At 69.6% G+C, this 12,769-nt stretch carries 8 protein-coding genes; 6 read left to right on the forward strand and 2 right to left on the reverse strand.

The annotated features are described in order from the left end of the window. The first annotated feature begins 5 nt into the window (after positions 1 to 5). The 3 genes from AC156L_RS42350 to AC156L_RS42360 all read left to right on the forward strand — a co-directional run bounded on the left by AC156L_RS42350 (position 6) and on the right by AC156L_RS42360 (position 1,527). Complete coding sequence (locus AC156L_RS42350) at positions 6 to 878, forward strand: helix-turn-helix domain-containing protein (RefSeq protein ID WP_330879055.1); 873 nt, start codon at positions 6 to 8, stop codon at positions 876 to 878. 144 nt (positions 879 to 1,022) lie between these two features. Then, positions 1,023 to 1,238, forward strand: coding sequence for a DUF397 domain-containing protein (locus AC156L_RS42355; protein ID WP_330879064.1), 216 nt, complete (start codon positions 1,023 to 1,025; stop codon positions 1,236 to 1,238). Beyond that, the gene (locus tag AC156L_RS42360; RefSeq protein ID WP_330879056.1) at positions 1,222 to 1,527 is read left to right on the forward strand and encodes a hypothetical protein; all 306 of its coding nucleotides are present in this window, start codon (positions 1,222 to 1,224) and stop codon (positions 1,525 to 1,527) included. Before AC156L_RS42355 ends, AC156L_RS42360 begins: the two co-directional genes overlap by 17 nt. Before the next feature lie 791 nt (positions 1,528 to 2,318). Here AC156L_RS42360 and AC156L_RS42365 read toward each other — a convergent pair. After that, entirely contained in the window at positions 2,319 to 3,395 is a 1,077-nt protein-coding gene (locus AC156L_RS42365) for an ATP-dependent DNA ligase (protein ID WP_330879057.1), read from the reverse strand. Positions 3,396 to 3,576: 181 nt separating this feature from the next. Between AC156L_RS42365 and AC156L_RS42370 the strand changes: the two genes are divergently transcribed. Beyond that, positions 3,577 to 4,584, forward strand: coding sequence for a hypothetical protein (locus AC156L_RS42370; RefSeq protein ID WP_330879058.1), 1,008 nt, complete (start codon positions 3,577 to 3,579; stop codon positions 4,582 to 4,584). 69 nt (positions 4,585 to 4,653) lie between these two features. On the opposite strand, the gene AC156L_RS42375 is transcribed toward AC156L_RS42370, so the two are convergent. After that, positions 4,654 to 7,299, reverse strand: coding sequence for a discoidin domain-containing protein (locus AC156L_RS42375; RefSeq protein ID WP_330879059.1), 2,646 nt, complete (start codon positions 7,297 to 7,299; stop codon positions 4,654 to 4,656). Between the two features lie 405 nt (positions 7,300 to 7,704). Between AC156L_RS42375 and AC156L_RS42380 the strand changes: the two genes are divergently transcribed. Together AC156L_RS42380 and AC156L_RS42385 are read left to right on the forward strand one after the other, a co-directional pair. Further along, the gene (locus AC156L_RS42380; protein WP_330879060.1) at positions 7,705 to 8,436 is read left to right on the forward strand and encodes a TVP38/TMEM64 family protein; all 732 of its coding nucleotides are present in this window, start codon (positions 7,705 to 7,707) and stop codon (positions 8,434 to 8,436) included. 307 nt (positions 8,437 to 8,743) lie between these two features. Then, on the forward strand, positions 8,744 to 12,358 hold the full coding sequence (locus AC156L_RS42385) for a CARDB domain-containing protein (RefSeq protein WP_330879061.1): 3,615 nt from the start codon (positions 8,744 to 8,746) through the stop codon (positions 12,356 to 12,358). The last annotated feature ends 411 nt before the right edge of the window (positions 12,359 to 12,769 follow it).

Here is a 12,769-nt window from a genome sequence, read left to right on the forward strand (position 1 = left end):
CGGTTATGACCACGGTTGATCCCGCTGCCTCGTCCGGTGGACCTACCGCTCTGCGGATCGTCCTCGGGGCCCAGTTGCGGCGGCTGCGCGAGGCCGCCGAGATCTCCCGCGCGGACGCCGGATATTCGATTCGGGGTTCCGAATCGAAGATCAGCAGATTGGAGCTCGGCCGGGTCGGTCTCAAGGAGCGCGACGTCGCCGACCTCCTCACGATGTACGGCGTCACGGACCAGGCCGACCGCGAGACGTTCCTGGAGATGGTCAAGCGGTCCAACCAACCGGGCTGGTGGCACCGGTTCAACGACCTCATGCCGGACTGGTTCCAGGACTACGTCGGACTGGAGGAGGCGGCCACCCGCATCCTCACCTACGAGCTCCAGTTCGTCCCCGGCCTGATGCAGACCGAGGACTACGCGCGCGCCATCGCGAGCCACGGCAGACCGGACTCCGCGGGGCAGGACGTCGAGCGCCGCGTCCGCCTCAGGATGAACCGCCAGAGGATCCTCAACAGGCCCGGTGCGCCGCGGCTGTGGGCGGTCGTCGACGAGTCCGTGCTGCACCGCCCCATCGGCGGACGCGACATCATGCTCGCCCAACTGGACCATCTGCTGGACCTCACCAAACAGGCGCAGATCACTCTTCAGGTGGTGCCCTACCAGCTCAGCGGTTACGCAGCGGAGGGGCCGTTCACCATGCTCCGGTTCGGTGAGCCGGAGCTGCCGGACCTGGTCTACATCGAACACCTCGCCGGTGCCCTCTACCTGGACAAACGTGACGAGGTGGAGCTCTACAGCCGCGTGTTCGACCGGCTGACCGTAGACGCTCTGACCCCCGACCGCACCCGCCAGATGCTGGCAAAGGTGCGCGCGGAAATTTAACCCGATCGGGCTACCCCTCGCATCTGCACGTGCATTTACCCGTGCGAAACTGGGTGCTACGTTCTCTGCTCAGCCAGATGCACGTGCAGATGCACCTCTGAGGCTTCTGAGGGTGGTGTCGTGGAGAACGAGATCCGCAACGGCATGCCGGCGGCGCAGCTCGCCGGTACGACGTGGACGAAGAGCAGCTACAGCGGCGCCGTCGGGAACTGCGTCGAGGTGGCGGCACTGGCCGGCGGCGACATCGCCATGCGCAACTCGCGCTTCCCCGACGGACCAGCGCTGGTCTACACCCGTGCCGAGATCACGGCATTCCTGGCAGGCGCCAAGGACGGCGAATTCGATGACTTCACCAGTTGACACCACCGAGCGGGCTGAGGTCCGCCTGCGCGAACTCATCGCGCGCGGCTTCCAGTTCCTGCACCCGACCGACGCGCGCGGCGAGCTGGCCGCCGTGGTCGGCGTCCGGGCGCACGACAACGTGATCGACGTGGTCCGCCTGCACACCGAGGACGACGCCGTCGCGACCCGGATGCCCGCGGACGAGCAGAACGTCCTCGCCCCGGCCAGGTTCTCCTGGCGACGGCGCGGACCTGCGTGTTCTGTCCTGGACGAGCTGTTGGAGCTCCCGGACGACAGGATCGCCTGACCGATCTGCTGGGATAGCACCCGTGTCGGACGGTGTGAGGAACGGAAGAGCGGTCGAGACCTGCGTGGTCAACGCCGCCGAACTACGCCAAGCACGAGCCACGGTCTGCTTGACCAGACCAGAACACCACGGCCGAACCCGCCCCTCAGCGGTCCGCCCAGCAGCCTGGGGCAGACCAGCGGCAACAGCCCGGCCGTAGGAGCACTCGCGACTCACGCCGCGAGAGAAGGCCGCAGGTCGAGCGACTGAGGGGTTCGCTCGACCCGAGGCCGCACAAGACCTGCTCCCCGCGGCGCCGGTGGGTTGGTGGGCACAACGCCCGCCGGCGCCGCACATCTCCCACCAACGCAGAGCACGCCAGAGCAGAGCACACCAGGGCAGAGCCACCGGTGAAACAGGGAACAAGGCGAGACAGGGAACAAGGCGAAGACAGGGGCACGACGCAGCGGGAACAATTGGCCGATCGCCCCAGGATCGACACAACGGGCCGACCCACCGCGAACTCGGGCTGACCGGCCACCAACACGGGTTGACCTGCTGCGAACACGGGCTTGACCCACTGCGAACTCGGGCCGACCGGCCACGGGACGTGGCCGATTTTACTTGGGGATTTGACCCTTGAACTAGTGATCGGGCAGGGCTTCACCACCTGCCCCCAAGCCCGATCAAGGGTCGGATGAGGGGCCCCCAAGTCAAATCGGCCACAGCACGCTGGAAGCCGCAGCCACCACCGCTCCCACGCCGGAAGCCGCCCTCAAAGCCGGAATTCGCAACAGGGGCCACAACACCCCTCACCCAGACCCCCCGAACAACCTCCCCAACTCAGCCGGGGCCACAACCTCCAACTGCCCGTAGGTACAGGACGCGGGCTCCCGGTCCCACCGGAACCGCACCAACCGGCTCATGTGCCGGAACCGCCCCCCGGCCACGTTCTCGTACCGAACCTCGGCGACCCACTCGGGCCGCAACGGCTCCCAGGACAGGTCCTTCCCCGCACTCCACCGGCTCTGCCCACCGGGAACCCGCCCGGACGCCGCCCCGGACGCGCCTGCCTCAGCCCACCCGCGCCACGGATGCCCCTCCAGGGCGTCCCTCCGCAACGGCTCCAACTCCTCCACCAGTTCCCTCCGCCGAGCAGCCGTGAAACTGCTGGCCACCCCCACGTGGTGCAGCACCCCGTCCTCGTCGAACAACCCCAGCAGCAGCGAGCCGACCCCCACCCCGTCCTTGTGCCACCGGAACCCGGCCAGCACGCAGTCCGCGGTCCGCTCGTGCTTGACCTTCCACATCACCCGCCTGTCCTGCTCGTAGGGCGCGTCGGGCTTCGCCACGACCCCGTCGAACCCGGCCCCCTCGAACCGCGTGAACCAGTCCCGCGCCACCACCGGATCGGTCGTCAGCGGCGTCAGGTGCACCCGCGCCAGGTCCCCGTCCACGACGTCCGCCAGCAGGGCCCGCCGCTCCGAGAACGGCAACCCGGTCAGGTCCCGGTCCCCCAATGCGAGCAGGTCGAACGCGACGAAGCTCGCGGGTGTCTCCTCGGCGAGCTTGCGCACGCGGGACGCGGCGGGGTGCAGGCGGAGCTGGAGCGAGTCGAAGTCGAGCCCGGCGCCCGTCACCACGACGATCTCGCCGTCCACCACGCACCGCCGCGGCAGCACCGTCGACAGCAGGTCGACCAGTTCGGGGAAGTAGCGGGTCAACGGCCGGTCGTTGCGCGAGCCGAGTTCGACCTCGTCGCCGTCGCGGAACACCACGCAGCGGAACCCGTCCCACTTCGGCTCGTACGACATCCCCGGTGCCTCGGGCACCTCGGGAACGGATCGCGCGAGCATCGGCTTCACCGGCGGCATCACGGGCAGGTCCACGAGTGGAGAGTAGGTCGACACCCGCGACCGCACCGCCTGGAAGCGACGCGCCGATCGGGCTGCCCCGCCCGTCCGTTACCCGGTCAGGGGAACCGTGACCCGTTCGTAGCGGACGGTAACGACCTGCGCGCGCCGCCGATGGTCAGGCATACGAACGTCCGTTGAGCGTCTGGAGTGCACGGTGATCGAGAATTCGGCGACGGGACTGGTGAAGTTGGACGCCGAGGTGTCCGTCACGGTCACCCGTGAGGAGCACCACCAGCTCGCGCTGGCCCGCTACACCGTGACCGACGGTCAACAGCGGCACGTCGCCGTCGAACTCGCGTGGTGCACCATCAGCTCCGGCAAGTACCGCGGCGAACGCGGCATCGAGGTCCGGCTGGACGGGAAGCGCGTCGGGGAGCTGACCCACCTGATGTCCCGGCGCTACGCCCCGCTCGTCACGCAGGTGATCGCCCAGGGCGGCCGTCCCGGCTGCACGGCCACCGTCCAGCGCGGCGCGAGGGGCCTGGAGGTCGTGCTGAGCCTGCCCCGCCACGGCGACGGCGTCCTCCCGCTGCCCGCACAGGCCCCGACCGCCTTCGTTCCGCCCGCACCGCCCGCCCCGACCGTCTTCACGCCGCCCGCGCCCGACCCGACCGCCTACGCGCCCGTCGGAGCGCCGGTGGCCCCGCTGCCCGCGCGGCCCACGGGCCCGTTCTCGAAGCACCGTCCGGCGTGGATCGTCGCGGCCGTCGTCGGCCTGCTGGTGGTCATCGGTCTGGCCAACGGCGGCACCGAGCAGCCGTCGACCACCAAGACCGCGGCCGAGGCCTCCACGACGACCACCAAGGCCGCACGCACCACGACCACCACCACGGCACCGCCCACCACGACCACCACGACGACGACCACCACGACCACCACCACGACGACGGTGGAGCAGCCCGTGGTGGCACCCCCGCCCGTCACGCAGCAGCCGGCACCCAAGCCCGAGCCCGCACCCGAGCCCGCTCCGGCACCGGAACCCGCCCCCGCCCCCGCGTCCGACTGCGACCAGAACTACTCCGGCTGCGTCCCGATCGCCAGCGACGTCGACTGCGCGGGCGGCAGCGGCAACGGCCCGGCCTACGTCAGCGGTCCGATCCGGGTGATCGGCAGCGACGTCTACAAGCTCGACAGCGACAACGACGGCATCGCCTGCGAGTAGCGGGGCCGGGAACGCGGAGCACCGCGGGACCCGGACGGGTCCCGCGGTGCTCGACGTCCACACCCGGTTCTACGGGTAGCTGACCACGTAGCTGACCTGGTTCGCCAGGTTGGCCGTGGCACCCACGTTGTTGATGACGTTGGTGATCGTGCCGACCCCGCCGAGCGAGACCGCCACCAGGTCGCGGAACTGGACGCCCGGCTTGTTGGGCACCTCGAACCCGCGACTGGCCACGACGGCCGGGTTCGCCTGGAAGAACGCGTAGCTGCCCAGCCCCCACGCCTGGTGGGTGTTGACCGAGTCCGCCACCTTGTACGCCGCCCAGCCCTGGTTGCCGTTCCCGCTGCTCCAGGAGGCGTTGTTCGGCGGGTCGTACGGCAGTTCGTTCTGGTAGAAGTACGTCTTGCCGCCGTTGCCGTTCCAGATGGTCTGGTACTCCTGGTAGTGCTCGACGAACAGGCCGTACATCGTCACGTCGTTGCCGTTGACGACCAGGCCGTTGGCCGCGGTGTTGAGGTTCCACGCCACGTTCGCGCCGTGGTCCGCGCGCCACAGCCACATGTGGTCGCCGATGACGTTGTTGCTGTTGACCCGCAGGCTGACCGTGGCGCGGCCGAGCGTGCCCGTGCCACCGATGCGGATGAACAGGTCGTGCATCGAGGTCGGGTTCGCCGAGTGGTTGGCCGACGACCCCGCCTGGCCGATCTCGACGAGGACCGGGGAGTTGACCGGACCGGCGTCGACCAGCAGGCCCGCGAGCTTCACGCCGTCCACGTCGGACACCGAGATGGCCGCGGTGCCGTTGTCGGGCAGCAGGGTGGCCAGACCGAGGCCGAGCACGACGGTGTTCGGGCGGGTCACCCTGATGGACTCGCTGAGGTGGTGGATGCCGGGGGTGAACAGCAGGTTCCGGCCCGCCGCCAGCGCGGCGTTGACGGTCGCCGTCGAGGAGCCCGGCTTGACCACGTAGAACTGGCTCAGCGAGATCGACTCACCGGCCGGGGCGCCGTTGCCCCAGGTGGTGCCGCGGGAGTTGTTCCGCAGCGCCGGGACGAAGACGTTGTACTCGCCCGCGCCGTTGAGGTAGAGGAACGGCTTCTCGCGGACCTGCGGGGTCTGGTCGATGGTCGTGTGCGAGGGGTTCGGGAAGTGCTGCGGCGGAGCGCCGTTCGTCCCCTGGAACACCATGTTCCACACCGAGCCCGACCAGCCGCCGTTGAGGTCGCTGTTGCGGGTGTAGAACTGCTGCTGCGAACCGGACTCGATGACGCCGTCGATGCGCGAGTCGGCGATGAAGCCGCCCGACGCCCAGCCGTCGCCGCCGTTCCACAGCTGCGCCTGGCCGCGGAGGTGCATGCGGCGGTACGGCGCGGCCTGCGACACGGCCCAGCGCTCGATCTGCCCGGCGGGCAGCGTCACCGAGAGGTTCTCGGCGGAGCGCCAGAAGTTCTGCGTCGCGTTGCCCTTGTTGTTCGGGTTGTCGCCCTGCTGGAGCCAGTCGGCCTCGACGCGCACGTGGCCGTTGAGGTTGACGTCGTCCGGCGAGAGGCCCAGACCGGCGACCTGGGTGTAGAAGCCCAGGTTCACGTCGGCGGTGTAGCTGCCCGGCTTGAACAGCAGGGCGAAGCGCTCAGGGCCGAACTGGTTGGTGTGCTGCTGGTTCGCGACAGCCGTCAGCTTCGCCTGGATCTCACCCGCGGGGGTGCTGGGGCTGAAGACCGACACGTTCGGACCGAAGTCCGGGTTGCGCGGGTCGGTCACGGGCACGTCCACGGTGCCACCGACGGTGTTCACCGAGAACTCCCAGAGGGAATAGCCGTAGTTGGTTCCGCGCACCGTACCCAACACGCGCACGTAACGGCCAGTCCCGCTGACGTCGAAACCCTGGTTCCCGCCGGTTCCGGTCGTCGTCGTGTGGACGGTCGTCCACGTCGACGCGTTCTCCGAGACCTGGACCTGGAACGACCTGCCGTAGGCGGCCTCCCAGCTCAACCCGACCCTGCACACCGTTTGAGACGAGCCGAGGTCGACCTGCAACCACTGCGGGTCGGCCGCGGTGCTCGCCCAGCGGGTGCCCGCGTTGCCGTCGACGGCCGCCGAGGCGGGCGTGCCCGCGTTCTCGGTCGAGGACGCCGTGGCGGTCTTGTTCAGCGCCGAGTTGGCCGAGCCGCAGGTCGGCGGCGGGGGGTTGCCGCCCTGCGTGCCCAGGACCTGGAACTCCCACAGCGAGTAGCCGTAGGCGGTGGCACGGGCGGTGCCGAGCACCCGGACGTAACGGCCTGTGCCAGTCACGTCCAGGGTCTGCGCACCGCCCGTGCCGGTGGTCGTCGTGTAGATCGACGTCCAGGTCGAGGCGTTGTCGGAGGTCTGGACCTGGAACGACCGCGCGTAGGCGGCCTCCCAGTTGAGGACGACCTGGTTCACGGTCGAGGTGGCGCCGAGGTCGACCTGGAGCCACTGCGGGTCGGAGGCCGCGCTGGACCAGCGGGTGCCCGCGTTGCCGTCGACGGCGGCGGTGGCGGGCGTGCCGGCGTTCTCGGTCGAGGACGCGGTCACCGGCTTGCCCTGCGACAGCAGGACGGGCGCGGCGTTCGCCGGTGGCGCGGAGTCGGTGGAGGAGAGGGCGCCGAGCAGGGTCGCGGTGGCGACCACGAGCACGGACAGCCTGCGCAGGGAGCGGCGGGGGGACGGTGATGACGCGACAGCGAGTCTCATGTTCCTGCCTGTCGGAATGAGGAGACGGCCAGAAGCCCGGGGGAGGGCAGGGTTGTGGGCGCGTTTCGACCGGCCTGCGTGGTCCTCCACGGTCGGCCGGCCATCCTGAGAGAGCGCTCTCTCGAAGTGGTGGAACCGGTCCCGGAACCGGTTCCAGTGGTGTTGTGGTGGAGTTAACAGCTCCGAAATTCGGTCGTCAAGGTTCTCTCCCGAGTTTCCCGGACCGGTACCGCGCGTAGGCCGGAAGGCGCAGCGGAAGCCGGGCGAACGGCCGAGCCCGAGCCACCGCCGACGGCCGGCGTTGTCGGATCGTGACGCTGTTCTCCGTTATCCGGCCGTGCGGTTCCAGTCGTTCGGGGACGTGCGTCGCGCCCTCGCCGGTACCGGTCCCGGTTAGCATCGCGCGTGGTCCACGGAGAGGGTGTCGCGGTGCAGGTCGAGGAAGGCCCGAGCGGCGTCGAGCGCCTGGTCCGCTCTCCCTGGCCGCGGCTCGGGCTGCTGCTCGCCCTCCTGGCGACGGCGATCGGGCTGGCGCTGACCGGAGGCGTCGACGCGGTCGAGGCGGCCAAGGCGTGGGTCGCGGACCTCGGCGTGCTGGGCCCGGTGGCGTTCATCGTCCTCTGCGCCGCGGCGACCACGTGCTTCCTGCCCGTCTCCGTCCTGTGCGCCGTGGCGGGCCTGCTGTTCGGCCCCGTGCTCGGCGTCCCCGTGGTGTGGGTGGGCGCGGTGCTCGGCGCGGCGGGGTCGTTCCTGGTGGGGCGCGGACTGTCCAAGGACGCGGTCGAGCGGCTGGCGGGGGAGCGGATGGCGAGCGTCAACGCCCTGCTCGACCGGTACGGCGCCGCCACCGTGTTCGTGCTCCGCCTGCTGCCGCTGGGGCCGTTCGCGCTGCTCAACTACGTGCTCGCGGTGACCAGCCTGCGGCTGCGGGGCTTCGTCCTCGGGACCGGCGCGGGCATCGCGCCCGGCGTGGTCGTCTACACCGCGCTCGGCGGCACGGCAGAGGACCCGACGTCCCCCGTCTTCCTGTTCTCGGTCGCCGCGCTGGTGGTCATGACCGTCGTGGGTGCCGTGGCCGCCCGCCGCGTGGCGAAGCGGGCCGCCGGGGTCGAACCGGCTCCGCAAGAGACCGCCTGACCGCCTGACCGGCGATCCGCGCCTGTTCCGCCGCCGTTCGGTCGTCCTCGTTGGACCGAACGGTCCCCGCCGTGCGCGAGGGGTGACCCGGCGGTCGCGCAACCGTTGACGTAGCTGTAGCGCGTCTGTAACTCTTGCTCAACTCGACGCAAAAAAGTTGCATGATCTTGGAAATTACTAGCAGAGCTTCGTAATTCCGCCTGGACGCCGATTCATCCCCGACGACCGGTCATCCCCCTGCCCCTGACCGGCAGCCCTCCCACCGGCATGTCCAGAGGTGTCTCCCTCCCCTGCAGAGAGGACAGCGATGAGAACCACAAGCCTGATCACGCGGCTCACCGCCGCGTTGCTCGCGAGTTGCCTCGTGGCACTCGCCGGGCCGGGCCTTCCGGCGCACGCGGCGCCCGCCCAGGAGAACGCCCTGGGCGCCCGGCTCGCCGCGGCCGCCGTCTCCGTCTCCGCCAGCAGCGCCCACGGGGAGTACCCCGCGGCCAACGTGAACGACGGCAACCAGGCCACCTACTGGGAGAGCGGGGGCTCGTTCCCCCAGTGGATCCAGGCGGACCTCGGGTCGTCGGTCGCCACGAACAAGGTCGTGCTGAAGCTGCCGACGGGGTGGGAGACCAGGACGCAGACGCTGTCGGTGCAGGGCAGCACGAACGGCAGCGCCTTCTCCGACCTCGCCCCGTCAAAGGGCTACGTGTTCTCCCCGTCGAGCGGGAACACCGTCACCGTCGACGTCGCCGCCACCACGATCCGGTACGTGCGCGTGACCATCACGGCGAACACCGGGTGGCAGGCCGGTCAGCTCTCGGAGTTCGAGGTCTACGGCCCGACCGGCGGTGACACGCAGGCGCCCACCGCGCCGACCGGCCTCGCGTTCACCGAGCCCGGCACCGGCCAGATCCGCCTGACGTGGAGCGGCTCCACCGACAACGTCGGCGTCACGGGCTACGACGTCTACGCCAACAACTCGCTGCGCACCAGCGTCGCGGGCAACGTCCTCACCTACACCGACACGCAGCCGGGCACCGCGACGGTCGCCTACCACGTGCGGGCGAAGGACGCCGCGGGCAACCAGTCGGCCAACAGCAACACCGTGACCCGCAACGGGACCGGCGGTCCCGGCGGCACGAACCTGGCCGTGGGCAAGCCGATCACCGCGTCCTCGTCGGTGTTCACGTTCGTCGCGACCAACGCGAACGACAACAGCACCGCCACCTACTGGGAGGGCGCGGGCGGCTCGTACCCGAACACCCTCGCGGTGAGCCTCGGCGCGAACGCCGCCGTCGACTCGGTCGTGCTCAAGCTCAACCCGGACAGCTCGTGGGGCACGCGCACGCAGAACATCCAGGTGCTGGGCCGCGAGCAGAGCGCGTCCGGCTTCACGAACGTGGTGCCGGCGGCGAACTACGTGTTCAACCCGGCGTCGAGCAACATCGTGACGATCCCGGTCGGCGGCGCGTCCCTGGCCGACGTCCAGCTCCGGATCACGTCCAACACCGGCGCCCCGGCGGGTCAGATCGCCGAGTTCCAGGTCGTCGGCGTCCCCGCGCCGAACCCGGACCTCACGATCACCGGCGCCTCGTGGTCGCCGAACGCCCCGGTCGAGAACGACGCCGTCACGCTCTCGGCGGTGGTCCGCAACGCGGGCGCGGTCGCCTCCGGCGCGACCAACGTCAACTTCTACCTCGGCACGACGAAGGTGGGCACCGCCACCGTCGGCGCGCTGGCCGCGGGCGCCTCGGCGACCGCGTCGGTCAACGTCGGACCGCGCGACGCGGGCAGCTACCCGCTGACCGCCAAGGTCGACGAGGCCAACACCGTCATCGAGTCCAACGAGACCAACAACAGCTTCGCGGGCTCCAGCCCGCTGGTCGTCACGCCGGTCGCCAGCTCGGACCTGGTCGCGGTCGTCGGCTGGACACCGGGCAACCCGTCCGCGGGCACCGCGGTCGCGTTCTCGGTGGCCGTCAAGAACCAGGGCACGGTCGCCTCGGCGAGCGGCGCGCACGGCATCACCCTCCAGGTGGTCAACTCCACCACCGGCTCCGTCGTGCGGACGCTGACCGGCTCCTACAGCGGCGCCATCGCCGCGGGCGCCACCACGTCCCCGGTGAACCTCGGCTCCTGGACGGCCGCCAACGGCAAGTACACCGTCAAGGTCGTGCTGGCCGACGACGCCAACGAGCTGCCGGTCAAGCGGCCCAACAACACCAGCGAGCAGCCGTTCTTCGTGGGGCGCGGCGCGAACATGCCGTACGACATGCTGGAGGCGGAGGACGCGGCGGTCGGCGGTGGCGCGGCCGTCGTGGGCCCGAACCGCAGGATCGGCGACGTCGCGGGCGAGGCGTCCGGCCGCAGGGCCGTCACGCTCAACTCGACCGGCAGCTACGTCGAGTTCACCACCAGGGCGAGCACCAACACGCTCGTCACCCGCTTCTCCATCCCGGACGCGGCCGGTGGCGGCGGCATCAACGCCACGATCAACGTCTACGTCAACGGCACCTTCCACAAGGCGCTGCCGCTGACGTCCAAGTACGCGTGGCTCTACGGCCCCGAGGCCGGTCCGGGCAACTCGCCCGGCGGCGAGGCGCGGCACATCTACGACGAGGCCGCCACCATGCTCAACTCGTCGTTCCCCGCGGGAACGAAGATCAAGCTCCAGAAGGACGCGGCCAACACCACCAACTACGCGATCGACTTCGTCAACACCGAGCAGGTGACGGCGATCCCGAACCCGGACCCGGCCAAGTACGCCGTGCCGACCGGGTTCGGCCACCAGGACGTGCAGAACGCCCTGGACCGCGTGCGGATGGACACGACGGGGAACCTGGTCGGCGTCTACCTGCCCGCGGGCGACTACCAGACCGCGAGCAAGTTCCAGGTCTACGGCAAGGCCGTCAAGGTCGTCGGCGCGGGCCCCTGGTACACCAGGTTCCTGGCACCGTCCACCCAGGACAACACCGACGTCGGCTTCCGCGCCGAGGGCACGGCCAACGGGTCGTCGTTCGCGAACTTCACCTACCTCGGCAACTACACGTCGAGGATCGACGGGCCGGGCAAGGTGTTCGACTTCGCGAACGTGGCCAACATGGTGATCGACAACATCTGGGTCGAGCACATGGTCTGCCTCTACTGGGGCGCCAACACCGACTACGTGACCATCAAGAACTCCCGCATCCGCAACATGTTCGCCGACGGCATCAACATGACCAACGGCAGCACCAACAACCACGTGGTCAACAACGACGCGCGCGCCACGGGCGACGACGCCTTCGCCCTGTTCTCCGCCATCGACGCGGGCGGCGCGGACATGAAGGACAACGTCTACGAGAACCTGTCCACGACCCTGACCTGGCGCGCGGCGGGCGTCGCGGTCTACGGCGGCTACGCCAACACGTTCCGCAACATCTACATCGCGGACACGCTGGTGTACTCGGGCATCACGATCAGCTCGCTCGACTTCGGCTACCCGATGAACGGCTTCGGCGCGGACCCGCCCACGAAGTTCGAGAACATCTCGATCGTGCGTGCGGGCGGACACTTCTGGGGCGGTCAGACGTTCCCCGGCATCTGGGTGTTCTCCGCGTCGAAGGTGTTCCAGGGAATCCGGGTCAGCGACGTCGACATCGTCGACCCGACGTACTCGGGAATCATGTTCCAGACGAACTACAGCAGTCCCGGCAACCCCCAGTTCCCGATCAAGGACACCATCTTCACCAACGTGTCGATCTCCGGCGCGCAGAAGAGCGGCGACGCCTACGACGCGAAGTCCGGCTTCGGGCTGTGGGCGAACGAACTGCCGGAACCGGGCCAGGGCCCAGCGGTGGGTTCGGTGACGTTCAACAACCTGCGCCTGAGCAACAACGCGCAGGACATCAAGAACACGACGTCGACCTTCACCATCGTCCGCAACTAGCGAGCTGACCAGCAGCGGCCGGTGACACCCAGCACACGGGTGCCACCGGCCGCTCCGTGCCGTGGACTGGCGGACCTGGTAGTTCGAATTCAACTGGCGGACGCTGCCGTGGTCTGGCGGGCCTCGCGGTTCGAATTGATCCGGTGGACGCTGCCGTGGTCTGGCGGGCCTGGTGGTTCGAATTGAACCGGCGGACGCTGCCAGGGACTGGCGGCCCCGACGGTGCTCTCTCGGGGGCTTGGACATCCCCACCCCTGGCGGCCCCCGGCTCGAAGCATTCCTCACACCCTTGAGGTTGTCCCCAGGAACCGGACACCGGGGTTTCATGCCGCGAGGACGAGACCTTGACGATAACCGACACGGACTTCGTGTGGAGTGCGGTAGTCGAGTGTCGAATGTAGACGGTGGTGG

The organism is Umezawaea sp. (genome assembly GCF_057122925.1).